This window comes from Paenibacillus sp. FSL K6-1566 (genome assembly GCF_038050475.1).
Taxonomy (GTDB): domain Bacteria; phylum Bacillota; class Bacilli; order Paenibacillales; family Paenibacillaceae; genus Paenibacillus_AQ; species Paenibacillus_AQ lactis.
Genome location: NZ_JBBOSR010000001.1, coordinates 379,681 through 399,732 on the forward strand (window position 1 = coordinate 379,681; position 20,052 = coordinate 399,732).

Annotated in this window: 12 protein-coding genes; 5 read left to right on the top strand and 7 right to left on the bottom strand. The window is 54.8% G+C overall.

All coding sequences use genetic code 11. The annotated features are described in order from the left end of the window. Window positions 1-267: 267 nt before the first annotated feature. Window positions 268-5,262, top strand: coding sequence for a pullulanase (locus NST08_RS01695; protein WP_341034562.1), 4,995 nt, complete (start codon window positions 268-270; stop codon window positions 5,260-5,262). A gap of 383 nt (window positions 5,263-5,645) precedes the next feature. Here the strand turns inward: NST08_RS01695 and NST08_RS01700 are convergent, their stop codons facing one another. Next, a complete protein-coding gene (locus tag NST08_RS01700; protein ID WP_210094264.1) occupies window positions 5,646-6,998 on the bottom strand; it encodes a sodium-dependent transporter in 1,353 nt (450 codons plus the stop codon). Window positions 6,999-7,395: 397 nt separating this feature from the next. Between NST08_RS01700 and NST08_RS01705 the strand changes: the two genes are divergently transcribed. Both NST08_RS01705 and NST08_RS01710 read left to right on the top strand, forming a co-directional pair. After that, on the top strand, window positions 7,396-8,715 hold the full coding sequence (locus NST08_RS01705; protein WP_007130703.1) for an APC family permease: 1,320 nt from the start codon (window positions 7,396-7,398) through the stop codon (window positions 8,713-8,715). Between the two features lie 145 nt (window positions 8,716-8,860). Then, on the top strand, window positions 8,861-9,760 hold the full coding sequence (locus NST08_RS01710; RefSeq protein WP_213613275.1) for a sigma-70 family RNA polymerase sigma factor: 900 nt from the start codon (window positions 8,861-8,863) through the stop codon (window positions 9,758-9,760). On the opposite strand, the gene NST08_RS01715 is transcribed toward NST08_RS01710, so the two are convergent. The 4 genes from NST08_RS01715 to NST08_RS01730 all read right to left on the bottom strand — a co-directional run bounded on the left by NST08_RS01715 (window position 9,729) and on the right by NST08_RS01730 (window position 15,832). Further along, entirely contained in the window at window positions 9,729-10,175 is a 447-nt protein-coding gene (locus tag NST08_RS01715) for a carboxymuconolactone decarboxylase family protein (protein ID WP_210094261.1), read from the bottom strand. The genes NST08_RS01710 and NST08_RS01715 overlap by 32 nt on opposite strands. Before the next feature lie 470 nt (window positions 10,176-10,645). Further along, window positions 10,646-12,301: a DUF4179 domain-containing protein gene (locus NST08_RS01720; protein ID WP_341034561.1), complete on the bottom strand. Its 1,656-nt coding sequence runs from the start codon at window positions 12,299-12,301 to the stop codon at window positions 10,646-10,648. Next, window positions 12,288-12,821, bottom strand: a complete 534-nt coding sequence (locus tag NST08_RS01725; protein WP_210094259.1) for an RNA polymerase sigma factor — start codon at window positions 12,819-12,821, stop codon at window positions 12,288-12,290. Before NST08_RS01725 ends, NST08_RS01720 begins: the two co-directional genes overlap by 14 nt. 215 nt (window positions 12,822-13,036) lie before the next feature. Next, window positions 13,037-15,832, bottom strand: a complete 2,796-nt coding sequence (locus NST08_RS01730) for a glycoside hydrolase family 3 protein (RefSeq protein ID WP_341034560.1) — start codon at window positions 15,830-15,832, stop codon at window positions 13,037-13,039. 254 nt (window positions 15,833-16,086) lie between these two features. Here NST08_RS01730 and NST08_RS01735 point away from each other — a divergent pair, with 254 nt between their 5' ends. Together NST08_RS01735 and NST08_RS01740 are read left to right on the top strand one after the other, a co-directional pair. Beyond that, complete coding sequence (locus tag NST08_RS01735; protein WP_007130697.1) at window positions 16,087-16,416, top strand: PadR family transcriptional regulator; 330 nt, start codon at window positions 16,087-16,089, stop codon at window positions 16,414-16,416. Between the two features lie 2 nt (window positions 16,417-16,418). Beyond that, window positions 16,419-17,738: an FtsW/RodA/SpoVE family cell cycle protein gene (locus NST08_RS01740; RefSeq protein ID WP_341341378.1), complete on the top strand. Its 1,320-nt coding sequence runs from the start codon at window positions 16,419-16,421 to the stop codon at window positions 17,736-17,738. Window positions 17,739-18,009: 271 nt separating this feature from the next. Here NST08_RS01740 and NST08_RS01745 read toward each other — a convergent pair whose 3' ends face one another. Together NST08_RS01745 and NST08_RS01750 are read right to left on the bottom strand one after the other, a co-directional pair. Further along, the gene (locus NST08_RS01745) at window positions 18,010-19,035 is read right to left on the bottom strand and encodes an ABC transporter ATP-binding protein (RefSeq protein ID WP_007130695.1); all 1,026 of its coding nucleotides are present in this window, start codon (window positions 19,033-19,035) and stop codon (window positions 18,010-18,012) included. Next, on the bottom strand, window positions 19,025-20,041 hold the full coding sequence (locus NST08_RS01750) for an ABC transporter ATP-binding protein (RefSeq protein ID WP_210094255.1): 1,017 nt from the start codon (window positions 20,039-20,041) through the stop codon (window positions 19,025-19,027). The genes NST08_RS01745 and NST08_RS01750 overlap by 11 nt, the downstream gene beginning before the upstream one ends. Between the last annotated feature and the right edge of the window lie 11 nt (window positions 20,042-20,052).

Below are 20,052 nucleotides of genomic sequence, written 5' to 3' on the forward strand. Positions count from 1 at the left end.
AAGAGAAGGGAGAAATGAAGGAAAAAGGGTGGTTGACGTTAACTTGGAGCGATACTACAATAGAGAATGCAAACGTTTACATTGTAATCGCTTTCGGTTAATTAGCCTATGACAACGCATCTGAAGGTTCAGCATCTTTCACCAGACTTTGTCGGGGAATGTCGTCAGTTTCGAAGAATTGAAAGCCCTTACCCATTTATGCAAGCGTTTGCGCAAACGATAGCACTCAATCAGTATTGTACATTTAACGAAAAAAGGAGGCTTTTGATGATGAGTAGGGCCGTAATGAATCCGGCAATGAAGCGAGCATGGTCCATCCTGGTGATTCTATCCTTGGTGCTGTCCATGCTAGGCATCTCTCCTGCAACGGTACATGCGAACCAGGCGCCAAGCAAGGTTGTCCTCGTCGGCAGCCTGCAAACCAAGCTGGGCCATGACAAGGATTGGGACCCTGCGGCAACGGTTACCGAAATGACCGCTACCGCTGACGGCGAATACCGTCTGACAGGGGTACTGCCGGCAGGAACGTATGAGTACAAAATCGCGATTAATGGCGATTGGAACGAAAGCTACGGATTCGACAATTACTCGAACCGCAATGGTGTCAAGAAGGACGATAACATTGAGATTACACTCGATAAGGAGACCGAGGTAACCTTCTACTATCATCACGGTACACATCGGATTGCCGATTCTACATATTACAAGCCGCTTGCCGCGGACAAGCTTCCGCGGGTCATTGGCAGCTTCCAGACCGGCATTGGTGAAGCCGCCGATTGGTCTGCTTCAGATGCGCGGCTCTTGCTGCAGGATACGGATTATGACGATGTTTATACCGTGACGGCAGACGTTTACGGCGGCGATCATGAATACCAGATCGCGCTCGGGGCGGATTCAGCCGCCGAGGTCTATCCGGCAAGCAAAGAAACGCTCAAGCTGCCAGAGGACGCTGCGGTCACCTTTGCTTACAACGCGCTGGATCACAGTGTATCCGCAACCTATCAAATTCCGCAGCAGCCGGCCAACCCGGCGGATCCGATCCCGGTCGATCATGTTCGGGTTCATTACCAACGGATGGACGGCAATTACCGCAATATGGGGCTGTGGATTTTTGGCGATGTCGCGTCACCGTCTGCAAATTGGCCGGCAGGTGCGACACCATTTCCTGACGGGCAAGTCGACGAATACGGCGCCTTCGTGGACATTCCGCTGAAAGCGGACGCCAAGAAGGCCGGCATCGTGGTCGTTGACCGGGTCAGCGGCAACAAGGACGGCGGCGACAAAAACTTCGCCGTTACGTCTCCGGAGATGAACGAGGTATGGCTCAAGGAAGGCTCCGATACGGTATACCTCTTCGGACCGGTGGATCTGCCGGCGGACACCGTACGGGTTCATTATCAAAGACAGGACGGTAACTATTCTTCATACGGCCTATGGCTGTGGGGAGATGTGGCCGCGCCTTCGGAGAACTGGCCTACCGGCGCAACCATGTTCCCTGCGGGTCAGACAGACCGTTACGGGGCTTACGTCGACATTCCGATGAAGGCCGATGCGCAGAAGATTAACTTGATCGTGCTGGATCCGTCGAAGGGGGATGCAGGCAAGGACGGAGGCGATCGCGGCTTTGCTTTAGTCGACCGTTACCAGCATCTGTTCTTGAAAGAGGGAGACAATACGGTGTATGTATCTCCTTACGGAGAGGTTGCAACCGGGCTGGTCTCGGCCGAAGTGCTGGCTCCAGGCAAGCTGCGTCTTGGCTTTACAATGACGGACGGGCTGGAAGCCGGCGCTGTCCAAACCGAGCTGCAGATCCGCGACAAAGACGGCAGCACGGTCAATGTCGGCAAGGTGAGCATCCTTGATGGCACGACGGTGGAAGTAGAGGCTGATTTTACGCTGGACCAGGTCCCGCTTCAGGTCACCTATGCCGGGAAGACCGTATCGGCCTCCACCGGCTGGCGCATGCTGGACGAGATGTACGCCTACGACGGCGATGATCTCGGCGCGACCTATCAAGGCGGAGGTGCTGTACTGAAGCTGTGGGCGCCGACGGCAGACAATGTGACGGTGAATGTGTACGATAAAGGCGACGCGACAAAGTTGATTGGAAACGTCCCGCTGCATAAGGGCGATCGCGGCGTATGGTCGGTGGAGCTGAAGCCGGGAGACCTCGGGATTGCCGACTTTAGAGGCTATTACTACCAGTATGAAGTGACCAACCAAAGCGTTACGAAGAAGGTGCTGGATCCTTACGCCAAATCGATGGCGGAGTTTCGGGTCAACACGAAGGGCGAAGCAGGACCGGACGGCGACACCGTCGGCAAGGCTGCGATAGTGGACTTGAGCGGGACAGACCCGGCCGGCTTCGACTTCGCGAATATCCCGGGGTATCAGCAGCGCGAAGATGCGATTATTTGGGAAATCCATGTCCGGGATTTCACGTCCGATCCTTCGATCGAGCACGATCTGAACCATGCGACATGGGGATCCTATGATGCCTTCAAAGAGAAGCTTGAGTACATTAAATCCCTCGGCGTGACGCATGTTCAGCTTCTGCCCGTCATGGCATGGTATTACGGCGACGAGGCCGCCATGAAGAACCGGGAGCTGGAATACTCCGCGAAGGACAACGAATACAACTGGGGCTATGACCCGCACAGCTATTTCTCGCCGGACGGCGCTTACTCGGAGAATCCGGCCGATCCGGAGCTTCGGATCAAAGAGCTGAAAGCGATGATTCATGCGATCCATGAAGCGGACATGGGCGTCGTTCTCGACGTCGTGTACACGCATATGGCCAAGGCCGATTTCCTGAACGATATCGTGCCGAATTATTATGCCTTCCAGGATGCCAACGGCAATTTCATCGGCGGGTTCGGCAATAACCTGGCCACCAACCGCAAAATGGCCGAGAAGCTGATGGTGGATTCGGTGAAATACTGGTTTAAGGAATACAAAATCGACGGCATGCGCTGGGACATGATGGGTGATGCCACATATGAGGCTGTCCAGAATGCGTATGACGCTGCAGCTGCAATCAATCCGAACGCGCTGTTCATCGGCGAAGGCTGGGTGACATTCGGCGGGCATTTATCCGATCCATCTCTGGCAGGCAAAGGCGCAGACCAGAACTGGATGGATAAAACGGATGATGTCGGCGTATTTTCCGATGAGTTCCGCAATGAGCTGAAATCGGGCTTCGGCCATGAAGGGGAGCCTAGATTCATTACCGGCGGGGCACGCGACATTCAGACGATTTTTAAAAATATCAAGGCACAGCCAAGCAATACGAAAGAAGACGATCCGGGCGATATCGTGCAGTATATCGAAGCTCATGATAATCTGCCGTTATATGACATCATCGCGCAGTCTATCAGGAAGGATCCTTCCGATCCGTCGAATGATCTGGAGATCCATAAGCGGATCCGGCTTGGCAACCTGATCACGTTAACATCCCAGGGAACGGCGTTCCTCCATGCCGGGCAGGAATACGGCCGCACCAAGCAATGGAAGGGGCAGGGGGTTCCGGAGCAGAAATATCACGAATTGTTTGATGAGAACGGCAAGAGCTTCGGCTATTTTATTCATGACTCCTACGATTCCTCGGATGCGATCAATATGTTCGACTGGGCGAAGGCGACGGATGAAGTCCAGTTTCCGGAGAACAACAAGACGCGGGAGTATACCACAGGCCTGATTGAGCTTCGGAAATCAACCGACGCATTCCGGCTCGGCGATCGCGGCTTGGTGGATTCCAATGTGACGCTGCTGCAGATTCCGGAAGTAAAGGCGCAGGACTTGGTGATCGCGTACAAAAATAAGGCAACGGACGGCACCGGATCCTATTATGTGTTCGTGAATGCCGACAATCGGGAGCGTTCGCTGACGCTGAGCGAGGACTTGACCTCCGGGCAAGTGCTCGTGGACGACGATGAAGCCGGCACGAGCGGGGTCACAACGAAGTCGGGCTTCACGCTGACATCCGGCTCCATTGCGCTGGAGCCGTTGACCGCGGTCGTTATTAAGATGAACCCTGGCACGAACCCAGGAGGCAACGACGGCGGCAGCCCTGGCGCAGGCTCCGGCGGCGGTTCAGGCAACGGAGATGGAGGTGCCGGTGGCATTGCTCCGCCGACGAATCCGGCGAAGCCGCAGCAACCGGAGACCGGTCAGCGAATCCTTACCGAGGACATGCTGAAGAGCGGACAGGGCAGCGTAACGATCGGACTGCAAGCAGGGGACAAGGAGATCCTGCTGCCGCTTCAGGCAGGCGATTTGCTGGGCACGAAGGCACTGGAGCTCAAACGGGAAGGCTTGGTGGTACGACTTCCTGCCTCACTGCTAAGTTCGCTGCAGAAGCTGGTACCGGCAGGCCAGGGGAAGAATGCCGTGATCTCCTTCACGCTGGAGGAGATCGCGCAGCAGAACGCGGATGCAATGACGACTAAGGCGGCATCGTCCGTGAAGGCCAAGATCAAGCGCGGCGGCAAGATGTACGACGTTCAGCTTGCCGTTAAGCTGTCCGACGGCACGGAATACAAGCCGGAAGCGTTCGCTTCGCCGATTACGTTCGGGTCGGCCCTGGAAGCGGGGATCAATGCCAAGTGGGCAGGAATCTACCGTATTGCAACCGATGGAGGTTTGACGTATATCGGCGGCAAGTCGGGTGATGGCTATTTGACCGCGCAGCTTAATCAACCTGGCATATTTGCCGCTTGGGAGTACGATAAGTCGTTTGCCGACCTTGCCGGCCACTGGGCGGAGCAGGCGGTTAAGGAGCTGGCGGCCAAGCATATCGTGAACGGCACCAGCGAATCGACATTCAGCCCGCAGCAGCAGCTGACACGGGCGGAATTCGCGGCTATGCTCGTACGTGCATTGCATTTGGAAGCCGATCAAACCGAGGCTGTCTTCCGTGACGTCGACAGCTCGGCGTGGTATGCTTCCGCCGTCGCCGCCGCGAGCCAGCATGGACTGGTGAATGGCAAGGGCAGCGGGATGTTTGCGCCTCACGCGGCGGTGACCCGTCAAGAAATGGCGGCCATGCTCCTGCGTGCTTACGAAGCGAACGGAACAGCTCCTAAAGCGCCGGCTCCTAAGGATCAGGAGCAAATCTCGGCGTGGGCAGCAGAGATGGTGGAAGAGGCGCTGGCGCACGGCCTGATGAAGGGCCGCACGGACGGCAGCTTCGCACCGAAGGATGCAACGACCCGGGCGGAGAGCGCTCAGGCGATCTTGAACCTGCTGAGCAAACGGCAATAAGCAGAATTGGAATTGGGGAATTCAAGCAATCCTGCTCATGCAGGGGAGCGTTGGCGATGACCACGGGGACGTAATAATAAGACTGGCGAATAACGAACAACGGGCACCCTTTGGGGTGTCCGTTTCTATTCGTCATACAAAATAGGCGATATCGGCCCATCGAATAACTGCTGGAACTCCGCAACCGTTTCGGCCTTATATATGAGCATTAAAATCATCGATCATGCATGTTTTGAGTGGCAAGGCGCTTGGTTTCGTATGCTCAGCTTGTCGAGCGTAGCAATAGCGCGGAAATTCTTGCTTAGTCCCAATCCATGAAAAAGGCAACCTAACCCCGGTGACGGGTCAGGTTGCCTTAAGTTGTCTTGCTTTAAGTCTTCTTATTAGACTTTAATTACGCCTGTCGTATGCAGCAGAACGAGGACAACCAGAATCGGTGCAATGTATCTGAGCATGAACAGCCACACGCGGAACCATCTTGCTTTGAGGCCGGCGGCATCGGCTGCTTTTTTCCAGAAGTAGCCTGCAAACAAGGTTGTAATCAAGCCGCCTACCGGAAGCAGGATATTGGACGTAATGAAATCAAGCCAGTCAAAGAAATTTTTGCCGCCGATGTCTTCAAGGCCGGGTACGATCCCGAAGGACAATGCGGATGGAAGGCCCAGCAGCAGCACCAGCGAGCCTACGATAGCAACGGCTTTCGTCCGCCCCCAATGCCAGCGGTCCATGACATACGACACGGGCACCTCGAGCAAGGAGACGGCCGAGGTCAATGCGGCGATAGCAAGAAGGATGAAGAACAATCCGCCGAAGAATGCGCCGAGCGGCATTGCCGAGAAGGCAGCCGGCAGTGCGATAAATACGAGCGACGGACCGGCATCCGGTGCGATTCCGAAGGACGCGGTCGTTGGAAAAATAATCAGGCCGGCGATAAACGCATAGATCAGGTCCCCGGCGCCAATGGCAAGGGTAGCTTGTCCAAGCGACTGCCGCTTGTCCACATAGGCCCCATAAGTCAGCAATATCCCCATTCCAAGCGACAAGGAGAAAAAGGCATGGCCGAGAGCGACCAGTGCAGCCTCTGCACTCAGCTTCGAGAAGTCCGGGTTCAGGAAGAAGGATACCCCCGCGCCGGATCCAGGAAGCGTGACCGCCCGTATCATCAATACGATCAGCAGGATGACGAGACCCGGAATCAGAATTTTATTGAATTTCTCAATTCCGCCGGAGACGCCTTTGGCGACAACCCATCCGGTGAGTGCAATCGCAACGACCTGCCATACAATCGGCATATAGCCTGCCGTGAAGGAGCCGAACTGTCCGGTAAAATCGGTGCTCTCATACAGTGCACCGCTAAAGGACATGACCGCATAATGGAGCGTCCAGCCCGCCACAATGACATAGAACGTCAGAATCAGGAATGGAGCGATGACCTGCAGCAATCCGAGATGGCCGAATATTTTGGCTCCTCCAGCTTTCACGAAGGAAGTGGCCGCACTGCCGCGGCCGGCTCGTCCAATGGCGAGTTCAGCGAGCAGGACCGGCAAACCGATCAGGATGAGACAGATGATAAAGAGCAAGAAGAAGGCGGCGCCGCCATGCTCACCCGTAATATACGGAAACTTCCACATGTTGCCGAGTCCGACGGAGCTTCCGATGGCCGCCAGTATGAAACCCGCTGAAGAAAAACGATCCTGTTTTCCGGATGCAGCTGGGTCGTTTAGCTGTTTTTTCATAGATGTTCCCCCAGTAGAATTTTTATTTAAGTTTCTCTATTATATTTCAAGTTTGCTTATAAGGCATAAGTAAATTTTCCTAATACGTCCGAGTGCGCAGGCCACGGCCGCTAAATTGGGAGTTTCGTCACAACTCCGCGTTACCCGAAACAGCTTTGTTTTGTACTATGTGCGTCGCCTGTTCCATGCCTGCCAACCCATATCTTATTGAATATTTGCCTGATTGTCGATAGATTTATTGGTTTTGGAGCGGCTAAAGTCTTCAAGCAGGCCATTGCCCTACAAGACTATCCGCTAAAAATCATTGAAAACTGACCCTTTAAAAGCGATGAGCCCTCAGCTAGAGTAGGAGATAATTTGGGGAGACAAAACACACTGAACGAAAGGAAGGTGCAAAATGGATAGAAAAGAGCTGCGCCAGGTGCTTCGGCTTCCGCATATTATTGCGTTATACGTCGGTTCGGTGATCGGGTCCGGCATTCTGCTCATCCCCGGCTTAACGGCAGAGCTGGCAGGTCCTGCATCGCTCATAGCCTGGCTGGCCATGTCCATCCTGGTTGTTCCGATGGCCGTAACAATGGGGCTGTTGGCGTCAAGGCACCCGAGTTCCGGCGGCGTATCCCATTTTGTCAGGCTGGCCTTTGGCCGCCATTACGGCAATCTGGTCGGTTGGCTGTTCCTATTGTCGGTGCCGATCGGGGGACCGGTCCTTGCGGTAACCGGAGCACAGTACGTGGCTGTTTTGCTTGGGTGGGGCAGTATGGAGACGTATATCCTTGCCCTGCTCATATTCATCCTGCCTTTGGTTATGAACGGGTTTGGGCTAAAATTAGCCGGGAGGGTGCAAATGATCGTCGTAGCCTTAATCCTCGGCATCCTGCTGCTGGCAATCTGCACGTCGGTTCCGCATTATGACGCCGCTCATTTCACGCCTTTTCTTCCGCACGGCGGGCTGAGCGTGTTTCAGGCAGCTGCTTTAATGTTCTGGTGCTTTATCGGCTGGGAGGCGGTGACCCACCTGTCGGCCGAGTTCGTTGACCCGAAGCGGAATGCTCTTCGCGGTGTGATATGGAGCGCCGGCATCGTAGCGATCATATATTTTGCCGTGGCATTCATGAACGTGGCAACCCGAAGCTACGGCCAAGAGGAGGGCTCGGCAACTTCCCTGAGCGCCATGGTGCAGCTGACGCTTGGCCCGGCAGGCGGGTGGATTGTTGCCGCGGCCGCGCTCTTTATTTGCTTCGCTGCACATAATGCGTATTCAAGCGCAGCCTCCCGCATTGCGTTAACGCTGGCTCGGGAAGGGGCCGCACCGCGGTGGATGGGTACGTTGAACGGCAAATACGGGACGCCTGTCGGCGGACTTGGTTTTATCGCAGCCGGCGGAATTCTCGCTTTGTGCGTCTTGGGGAGCGGTGCGGTAACGTTAAACGAATTGATTGCGCTGCCCAATGCGACATTTATAGCAACGTATGTCGGCGGCTGCCTTGCCGGATTCAAGCTGCTGCGGGACGATCGCATAGGAAGGCTGGCTTCCGGGGTATCGCTTGTCGTGACGGTGGCTCTTTATCCATTCCTGGGATGGCCGGCCGTCTATCCGCTTGCCGTCGTCGCCGTTGCGGCGTTTTGGAGAAAGCGTCACACGGGTTGGCTTGCACGGAAGAAGGGCACAGATTTTATAGCCGCCCCTGAAGACGGGGAGGCCCCAAAGTTGTGATAGCTGGTCACAGCTTCGCAATTTTCGCAGTTTCGGGACACCCTAATCATGACAGTCCAGCAGGTGACGTCACAAATGCGGCAGCTGAATTGTCTTCATTATGAGGTAAGGATAGAGAAATGCAGAAGTGACGAGGAGGGAGCTTATGCTGCTGGAACAAATTTATACCGCCTATCGACCGCTTCTGTTCAGCCTCGCATACCGAATGCTGGGAAGTGCCGCCGATGCGGAGGATATTGTACAGGACGTCTTTTCCCAATTTGTTGCGATGGACCAAGGTGAGGTATCGAATGTAAAGGCGTACTTGGCGAAAATGACCACGAACCGCTGCATCAATCTCCTGCGCTCGTCCCGCCGTCAGCGCGAGACTTATACAGGGCCCTGGCTCCCGGAGCCGCTGCCGATTGACGGGCCGGTGATGCCGGCTGATCCCGCCGAGCGCCGTGAAAATATAGGCTATGCTTACCTGGTGCTCCTTCAGCAGCTGACGCCGCTGGAACGTGCAGTGTACGTATGCAAGGAAACGCTAGGGCTGGAATACAAGGATCTGGCGGAGATGCTTGGCAAGACGGAGCCCGGCTGCCGGAAAATCTTCAGCAGGGCCAAGCAGAAGATTGGCCGAATCTCATGGAATACGGACACGCGGCAGCACCGGATAGAAGCGCAGGAGCGTTTTGTCGAGGCATTCTTGAAAGCTTCCGATGAGGGCAATTTTAAACCTCTGCTGGCATTTTTGACGGATGAGGTAACGCTCATCTCGGATGGAGGGGGCAAGGCAAGAGCTGCGCTTAAGCCCATTCTGGGGGTCGATCGGGTACGCGCCTTTTTCGAGGGGCTTTCGGCAAAGGGTAGATTTCGTGAAGGCTTTGAGCCGGTTGCGGTGAATGGGGAGCCCGGGCTTCAGCTGAAACAGAACGGCCGGGTTACGCTGGTGCTGACCGTAGAGTGGGAGCCTGACGGCTCCCGCATCAAACGGATCTTTCTTATGGTAAATCCCGATAAACTGCTCCGATTTAATCAAAGCAGCCGGGGAACATACCTGTAGACACGCCGATCCGGTTCCAGGCATTGATCGTGCTGATGGCCAGGATAAGATCGACGTATTCCTTCTCGTCGAAATGCTCCCGCACGCGCGCATAGACGTCATCGGGAACGCCGGCCTCATGGAGCTTCGTCACGCATTCGGTCAGCTCCAGAACGGCGCGCTCAGCCTCGGAATAGATCGGTACTTCCCGCCACATTGGGAGGAGAAGCAGCCGATCGGTGCTTTCCCCCATGGACAGCAAGTCCTTGGCGTGCATATCGACGCAATACGAGCAGCCGTTGACTTGGGATGCCCGAAGCTTGATCAGTTCGTACAGCTTGTGGTCAAGGCCGCTGTTTTTGGCGGACTGCTCTAAGGCGAGCAGCGACTTAAAGGCATTTGGATTGACGGATCTGTGATTCATTCTAAGGGTCATGGGAGGGTCTCCTTTGCGGTTGTTTTATTTTGTGTTCACCCTTATGACAACCGGGTCCATGGAATTGTGACGTCCATCCGAAAAAAGTTTGGACCAAGCAACTCTAGTAATTTCCAGTGGATCTTAGAGCTGTGGGCCTTGGCTGACGATACCCTATCTAAGGCAGTTTAAGGGATAATTATCAGCGGCATGACTGTGCCAGCTCGGAGAACCCCTCCGACAGAACCGGATTATCGGCAGTGAAAAAACAGCAGCCCCTCCTGGGCAGAGATTCTGCCGGAAGGGCTGCTGTTTTTGTGGGCGAGAGAGCCCGCTTAGGCTGTCAGCCGTGAAAAATGAGGGAGCGGCCGGATTGTGGGCTTCGCTCAGCTGCTAAATGGTTGGCTGCACACGAATTGGCTGCGACGTGCGTTAATGGCTTGTCGTACCAGCGTGGACGCTAAGCAACGCACCGGTGGTGTCATCATGACTTATTTTCCCTGTCTAATTGGAACGCGAAGCTCGTCATCAGGCTGGGTGGTCGTATAGTTATAGATATACAGCTCTTGCTCGGTTCCGGTATAGTTCTCATAAACGTCCATATGCTGATTATTTCCGTCTCCGAATACCCCGAGGATGGCAGGTCTTCCGTATTCCCGATCCTTGCCGTCCAGATAATAGGTTTGATTCACTCCGCCGAACGCAGAATCCGTGCTGCTGGATTCTACGTACAGATTGCCGTCCTTCATGTAGTAGGTCCAGGTGACCGGATAACCCCCAATGCTGGAGCTTACCGTTTGCCGCTCTGTGGAGATCCCGGTTAGCCGGACCACCGGATTATCATCGCCCTTGTGCTCATCGACCCGATGGTTAGCAATCAGCGTTAATGGTTGTTGGGCCAAGCTTTCAGGCGTAAGGCCGGCCATTTCGAACCGAAGCTCCGTTTTGTTTGATTGATTCGGCACAGTCCACACGTTGCCATTGAGAAGTTTGCCGCCCACATCCAGCTTGTAGTTCATATAGTGGGCCCTTGTAAATTTCTCTTCATGGGTCAAGACGAGCCGAACCTGAGTTGGCGTGACGATCATTTCTGTGATTTTCGTTCCCCCTGGTACCTCGGTGAATGGAATATTCAACTCTTCCTTAAACGAGCTGTCCTCCAGCTGCTTCTTCGAAAGGGAGGTGCCCAGGCTCCAAGTTCCATCGGCCCTTCCGATCGTGCGATCATATTTGAGCTGGAACGTCGTTCCTTCGGCGCTTAAGGAGGCTGCGGAAAACACCTGTTGGCTCGTATAGTTGCCGGATGCACCTGGTGCGCCGAATACCGGAGTTTCCGTCTCCTTTATGCCTGCCCCTTCCTTATCCGTTGCTTCGATCCGAACCCAGCTGTTAGACTGAACGGCCGGATCGGTAAAGGTAATGACGGAATTCAGCAGAACCTTGTCTCCGGGCTGATCGAAGGATTGCAGCGTAACCGTGCCGATCCCGTCCTTCTGGATCTCGAATGTTTGCGTCTCCGGATGGTCGGGGCGGAAAGCGATCGTTTGGCTGCCGTCTCCGATAAAGCGGATGTTTTCCACGACAAACTCCATCTCGGCTTGGCGCTCATTCAGCACCCAATCGGTTTCGAAATATCCCTGGAAGACCTGAAGCTCCTCATTCCATTGGTGATAGTAGCGGCCTTTAATCAGCTTGCCGTTGGCATCTTTAAGCCCGATGTTTTCGAAGCTGACAGATTTCCCTTTCGCGGACGCTCCAGGATCGAGACTGTATAAAAGAAAGGTCCGGTTCTCATCCGTAAAGGCGGTATGCAGCGTCAACGTGATGCCGTCCCGGGTGACCGATTGCTCGATCGTTTGGCCGAGCCCCTGCTCCAGGGCAGTCTCAATACCGGCTCTGAAGGACAGAAGATTGGACCAATCATAGGTCACTGCTGCGTATACGGGCGTTGCCATAAGGGCGACAGACAACGAGACTGCAATTGCGGTCCGCTTTCGGCTGCGCGAACGGGGGGCTGCTAATTCTCCTCCGGCGGCTGTCCGCAGCTCGCCCTGCTGGATGCTGCTCCACATCCGGTCGAAATCCGGATAAGGCACCGTGTTCGAGTGTTTCATTTGGTCTTTCATTTGATTCTCAAGACGTTCCAAGTCGTTCCTCTCCCTTCAACCATACGGAATGATTTTGTTCCAGCTTCTTGCGCATCAGCTTCAATGCTTTATGGAGCCTTGACTTCACGGTTCCTTGCGGAATATGCAAGGTATCGGCGATTTCCGCCACCGACAGCTCGCCGATAAAGCGGAGGGTTACCACCGCAAGCAGCTTATCGGGAAGCTGCTTCAGCAGTTTCTCCCATTCGGCCGAGGTCTCTCTCTCGAGCACGACAGCGTCGACCGATTTGATCGATGCGGCCTTGTGTTCATGGAGCCACTGAACCTGGGGCTGCTTCTCGCGTTTCGTCTGGTTTTTCCTAAGCAGATTCAGGCAGTGATTCATCGTGATGCGCATAATCCATGCCCGGATATTCTCGATACGCTTCCAGTCCTGCCGAAATACGGTGACGAATACGTCATGGCATACATCCTCCGCATCCTGCGCGTTTCGGAGCATGTAATAACAAGTCCGGTACACTTCCTTGTTGTACGAATCAAACAGCTCACGTTCGGTCAATTACGGCACTCCTTTCTTCGCGTTATGCTATATAAACAAATGACCCTTGGAAAAGGTTCATTTTCCGAAACAGCCCCAAGTATGGTAGAACAATCCGTTAAAGCTATGACTCTAAGATAGCAAAAGAACATCTGTCCCGCTCTAAAAAAGAGGGGCAGATGTTCTCGGAATTGATAGGGAGAAGGCATTGCCGAAAATATAAGCAGTTTCGCCGATTAAACCATCCGCAGCCAGCTTACTTGAACTTCGCCTTTTAAGATAAGGAACACATCATGCCGTCCGCATATGGCCTCTACGGACGCCTTGACGGTCGTCCAGGCTTGGCGTCCGCCGGTCGGGATCACCTTGCAGCTTCCGATGATCGGGCCATCTGGGCTGCCTGTTGCGAGAACTAACTCGCCGCCCCGGATATGGCCGGACACTCTGGCCTCGAACGTAGAGACAGGTTCGCTGAACTCAACGTCATGGAAGGCGATCCATCCGCTTTCCGTGGCGACACGGATGCTTTCGCCGCCTTCGCGGCATTCGTCGATGAACACCCCGCTGTAATCGTCGTAATTGACGGCACGGACACGCCCGGATAAGGAACGCGGCGGAATGACTTCTCCTTCCACTTGCAGGATAGCCGTTTCGGCAGCCTGTGAAGAGGAAGGTCCGACCATAACGCAGTATTCACCGCTCTCGATGCAGTAACGCTCGCGCGTGACGTCCCAGAACGCCAGCTCCTCCGCGGCTAGCTCGAAGCTTACCGTTTCCGAGGCGCCCGGGTCCAGGTGAATCCGGCGGAAGCCCTTTAACGTTTTGAGCGGACGCACGACGCGGGAGTTGTTCGCGCTGACGTACAACTGGACGACCTCGTCGCCGGCGCGATCGCCTTCATTGCGCACCTGAACGGAGACCGTAACCTGACCGTCCGCTTTCATAACGGGTTCGCTGATGGACAGCCGGCCGTAAGCGAAGCGGGTATAGCTAAGACCATGTCCGAACGGGTAAAGCACATCCCCGTCAAAATATTGATACGTACGCTTCCCTTTAATGATATCGTAGTCCATCAGGTCCGGAAGCTGATCAACGGATTTATACCAGGTCATGTTCAATCGGCCGCCCGGATTGTAGTCTCCGTATAGGACATCCGCTACGGCACGGCCGAGCTCCTGGCCGGCATGCGACGTGAAGACGATGGAAGGCACGTGCTCCTGCTCCCAGTTCACGGTGAATGGATAGCTGCCCACAATGACAACAACCGTGTTTGGATTCGCTGCATGTACTGCTTGAATCAGCTGCTGCTGGGATGGCGGGAGCACGATGTCAGGACGGTCGATGGTTTCCTTGCCGTTAATGAACGGGCTGTTGCCCACAAAAACGATGGCCGTTTCGGCCGCTTTCGCCGCGGCAGCCGCTGCTTCGATGCCATCCTGAACGGTCTCCACCATAAACGGTGCGGCCTCTGCACCGTCAGCACCGATGGTTAACCGGCCTTGTTCATCCAGAATGACCGGCTTGCCTTCCCATGAAGTCATGACCGTTGTACCGTCCGGAAGCGTCTCGAGACCAAAGGCTTCCTTCACGAACCAGCCGCGGGCTTCGTCAGCGATCGCCTGAAGACCGTTCTCGGTCTCCGTCACGAATTTGCCGCTGCTCACAAGGCGGAGCGTAACGGATCCCCAACCCCAATCGTTGCGTTCAAAGAGGGCAGCCTCCGAAGACTCGTTCGTTCCGAAGAGAAGCCTGTTATCATCCGCCAACGTCACGTACTGACCGCTGGCCGCGCTGCGCAGGCGCACTTGATCCAGCCCGGTATGGAAGTTCACCTTGAGGCCGTTCATTTTCTCCGTAATGCCTTGGAGCGGCGTGATCCGGTATGGCGGCGTGCCGCTGTACCAGTCGGTAAAGGCTTCATCCGCAAGCGGGCCGATCACCGCTGCCGACGGCATATTGTTGTTCAGCGGCAGCAGGCCGTCGTTCTTCAACAGGACTACGGATTCACGAGCTGCCCGTAAGGACAGCTCGGCATGCTCGGGTGCGCACAGCTTCGATTCCGGGACATGGCTGTATGGATTGCGGTCCTCCGGATCGAATTCGCCGAGGCGGAAGCGCACGCGAAACGTGTTGCGGAGCGCGTGATCGAGATCCTGCTCTGTAAGCAGGCCCTGCTCCAGCGCATCGCGGAGGGCGCGGAAGGAGATCTCCTGGTCATCGGTAATGCTGTCGATTCCGGCCTTTACGGAACGGGCTACAGCCTCGGCGTAGGAATCGACGTAATGATGGTCCATGACGGTGCCGAGCACGTCCCCGGCATCGCCGACGACAAATCCGTCCATGCCCCATTCCTGTTTGACGATCCGGTTTACCTCATCGTTCAGATTGCACGGCGTACCGTTAATGCCGTTATAAGCGGTCATCATCGACTTGGCGCCGCCTTTACGGAAAGCCGGCTCGAAGGCCTTCAAATAGTACTCCCGCTTGTTGCGCGGGTCGATGCTTACCGAAGCGCAGCCGCGGTCAACCTCGTTGTTGTTGCCGTAGAAATGCTTAAGGGTCGCGACCGTTTTGTAGTAGAAAGGATGGTCGCCTTGCATGCCTTGAACGAGTCCGGTGGACAGCTCGCCGGTCAGATGGGGGTCCTCGCCGTAGGCTTCCTCGGTGCGTCCCCAGCGGGGATCGCGCTCCATATCGACGGTCGGCGCCCAGATTGTCAGGCCGTTGACGGCCTTGTCGCGCTGGTAGTAGACGCGGGCCTCATCGGCGATAACCGATCCGATCTGACGCATCAGTTCGGGATTCCAGGTGCAGGCAAGCCCGGTATTTTGGGGAAAGACCGTCGCTTCGCCAAGCCATGCAACGCCGTGGGCACCTTCGGTGCCGTGTTTGTATTTTTGCACGCCAAGACGGGGAATCTCTGCCTGGTATTGGCACATGAGCTCGATTTTCTCCTCCAGCGTGAATCTTGAGACCAGGTCGTTAACCCGTTCTTCCAAGGGAAGATCGGGATTTTGGAATGGATAATTCATAATATAACCTCATTTCTTAGCATGATTGTGAAATGGAAACGCTGTCAGTAACAGCCGAGCAATTCCCATCGTTGCAGCCGAATTGAAATCAACTCTATCATATCGTGGACCGCGGCCGCTTCATACACGCATAATTAGCGTTGTTTTCATGCGATAATTTAGCCTGTTTAGGATTGCGAATCAGGGAAGGATGATTTATACCCATACCTAGGATTACGATACATAGATTTACTAGGTATAGGGGTGAGGGCAAGATGGGCATCAACAAAGAGCTGCTGAAGGGCAGCACCGTCATTTTACTGCTGACCGTTTTGAACAAGCGGGAGATGTACGGGTATGAGCTGATCAAGGAGATCGAGCAAAGCTCGGACGGCGTATTCGTTATGAAGGAAGGCACGCTGTATCCGATCCTGCATACGCTTGAGGCGGAAGGGTGGCTTGAATCCTATTGGAGTCAGGTTGATGGACGCAAGCGGAAGTATTATCGGATCACGGAGCGGGGGAAGGATCAGCTACATGAGAAGACCAAAGAGTGGATCACGTTCCGCACCGCTGTAGATACCGTCATCGGGGAGGGAAGCTAACCGTGCGGTATATTGAAGAGTACAGGACGGTACAGGATTTTCTGGACCGCGTATGCAAGCAGGTTCGGGCAAAGCCCATGCATGCGGAGATCCGGGAAGAGCTGCTAAGCCATATCGAGGAGCGGGCAGAGCTGCTGATGCTGGAGGGGAATGCCGAGGAGCCGGCCGTGCTGGAGGCGGTTCGGCAGATGGGCGAGCCGGAGGAGATCGGGCGAAGTCTGCATATGGCCCATCGGCCGCAGCTGGATTGGAAGCTGCTTGTCATTGTAGGATTGTTCTCGGTAATCGGAATGTTTGGGACAATGAGCGTTTACTATTCCGATGTTATTCGTTTTATGCAAATCCCTGATAGGAAGATACTGTTTTTTGGAATAGGGATTTTCCTGCTTATCGTTCTTTATTTTACGGATTATCGAAAATTAAGAAGATTCGCGGGAATCGTATTTTTCTCTGTCTTATTCTTACTTGGATATGTTTTAGTCTACGGTAAGCTGCATGGATACAATACAGGATATTTGGGTATGGGCTTTATTGGGGTCAATATGATTACCTTTTCCTTGCTCCCGCTCCTTGTTGCACAGGCTGGAATGAAACCTGCATTCGAGTGGGGGCGATGGGAGATGGTGCTGAATCTGCTGTATCGGGGCGTTCTGCCAATCGTGCTTTACAGCATGAGCAACTCGGTTATGTATTCTCTTATTTACGCGGCCGGATTCCTTGTCTTGACCTGGAGAACGAAGAAAAAACCGCGGCAATTTGTCCTAATCATGACGCTTCCACTTGCGAGCTTAACGATTTCTCTTTTTACGCATATGGAACTTTTGCTTATTCGGTGGAGGGATATGTTAAACCCGCTTTCCGGCTATAACTGGCATGTTGGCAACAGCATAAGTGCGATTAAGAATGCCGGGTGGTTTGGGCAAGGATTCGGAGCAGAATCCCCCAAATTGCCTTATATCTTGAATGATAGCGTATTTCCTTATCTCGTATATTGCTTCGGTTGGATTTTTGGTATTGCCGTTGTAGTCTTGACGATATTATTCCTGATTAGAATCTGGAAAGTTTCCAAAACGCATCGGGATCTTTATGCCAGACATATGGCAGCGATGATCATGGTCGTCTTTGGAATCCGGCTGTTATGGCCGTTACTTATGGGAATAGGGATTGCCCCGCTCGTCTCTCTGGACCCGCCCTTCATCTCCTACGGCGGAACGAACCAGCTCATAGATTTGGCTGTCGTCGGCCTGATCCTGTCGATTTACCGGCGGAAAAATATGATTCCGAGCGACCTCGGAGGAATCGAAGCGGTTAGAGTGAAGTGAGCGAAAACAAGCTACCACGTAGCGGTTGATTCTGCTCTAGCCCATGATTAAGACCGAGCGGCACAGCCGCTCGGTCTTTCTATTGCATCACTTCTATCCGCACCATTTCTATCCGCACCATTTCTACCCGCACCATTTCTACCCGCACCATTTCTATCACACCTGTTTCTTACGCACCTGTTTCTATCCGCACCTGCGTCCACTCACACCCGTATAATTTCGCACCCGGTTCTTTCCTCCGCATAGCGATGTATTACCGGCCTGCGGTATATTACTCCCGCCTAGAATAAAGCGCACCTTCCGCAATTTCCTCGATGTAATGGCACGCTGCCTGATGGCCGCCGCCCATGCCTGCTTCCCGAAGGACTGGGGCTTCGGATTTGCAGCGGTCCGTGGCGTACATACAGCGGGTATGGAAGCGGCAGCCGGACGGCGGGTTGAGCGGGGAAGGGACGTCCCCTTTCAGCAGAATCCGCTCCTTCTTGCGGTCGGGATCGAGGGTGGGGATCGCAGACAGCAGCGCTCGGGTGTAGGGATGCTGCGGCCGCCGGAACAGCGATTGTTTGTCCGCAATCTCAACGATCGTGCCAAGGTACATGACGATGATCCGGTCGGAGATGTGGCGGACGACGCCAAGATCATGGGAGATGAACAGATACGTCAGCTTGAATTCCTTCTGGAGCGATTTCATCAGGTTCAGCACTTGAGCCTGGATCGAGACGTCAAGGGCAGACACGGCCTCGTCGCTGATAATGAGCTTGGGATTGACCGACAGCGCGCGGGCGATGCCGATCCGCTGCCGCTGTCCGCCGCTGAACTCGTGGGGATAGCGATCGGCCTGATAGGCGGAGAGGCCAACGGTTTCGAGCAGCTCGATGGCCCTTGACCGGCGTTCCTTTTTCGGGACGATGTTCTGGATTTCCATCGCTTCCTCCAGCACTTGAACCGCGGTTTTGCGAGGGTTCAACGAAGCGTACGGGTCCTGGAAAATCATCTGCAGGTCCTTGCGCTTCCGATTCATCTGCGATTTGCTTAGGGCAAGAAGATTCGTGCCCTCGAACATGACTTCACCGGAGGTGGGCTCATCCAGGCGCAGAATTGCCCGTCCGGTCGTCGATTTGCCGCATCCCGATTCGCCGACGAGGCTGACGGTCTCCCCCTCGTTAACGGAGAAGGAAATGTCGTCTACGGCCTTCACGACATTGACGGTACGTCCAAAGATGCCGCCCTTGATCGGAAAATACTGCTTCAGATGCTTAACGGACAATAATTCCTTTGCGGTTCTATTATCGCTCATCGTTATCATTCACCTCGCTTACGGCATCCCATTGATCGGTATACTTCCAGCAGCTGACCTGCTGGCGGTTCGTCAGCGCCGACAGCTCCGGCTGCTGATCATAGCAGAGCTTCCGGGCATCCGGGCAGCGCGGGGCAAACCGGCAGCCTTTCTGCAGGTCGAATGGGCTCGGCACCGAGCCCCGGATCGGCTCCAGCGCTTCTTGGTCGACGTCATGGCGCGGCAGCGAATTCATCAATCCGATGGTGTAGGGATGCTTCGGATGCTTGAATAGGGACCGGACATCGGCATATTCCACGACCTTGCCGCAGTACATCACCGCCACATCATCACAGGTTTCGGCGACAATCCCCAAATCATGCGTGATGAAAATAATCGACATATGCAGCTTCTGCTGCAGCTCTTTCATCAGCTCCAGAATTTGCGCCTGAATCGTCACGTCGAGCGCGGTCGTGGGCTCATCCGCGATCAGGAGGTCGGGATTGCAGGCGAGCGCCATCGCAATCATGACGCGCTGCCGCATCCCGCCGGACAGCTGGAACGGGTACTGCGAAATCCGCTTCTCCGGGGAGGGGATGCCGACAAGCCGCAGCATGTGCACGGCTTTCTCCAGCGCTTGTTTGTTGCCCAGCTGCTCGTGAATGCGATAAACCTCGGCGATTTGATCACCGATCGTAAAGACCGGGTTCAGCGATGTCATCGGCTCCTGAAAGATCATCGAAATTTGATTGCCCCGCAGCTTGCGCATCTGCCGGTCCGTTTTATCCAGCAGATTCTCGCCGTTATATAGAATTTGACCGCCTACAATCCGGCCCGGACTCAAGATGAGACGGAGAATCGACAAGGACAGAATGCTCTTCCCCGAGCCTGATTCGCCTACGATCCCAAGCGTCGCTCCTTTGCGGACATGCAGGCTGACCCCGTCCACGGCCTTGCCCTCCCCCTGCTCCGTGAAAAAAGAAGTCCGCAAATCCTTAATGTCCAGCAGCGTTGATGCTGACTTCATCTACCCTCGCT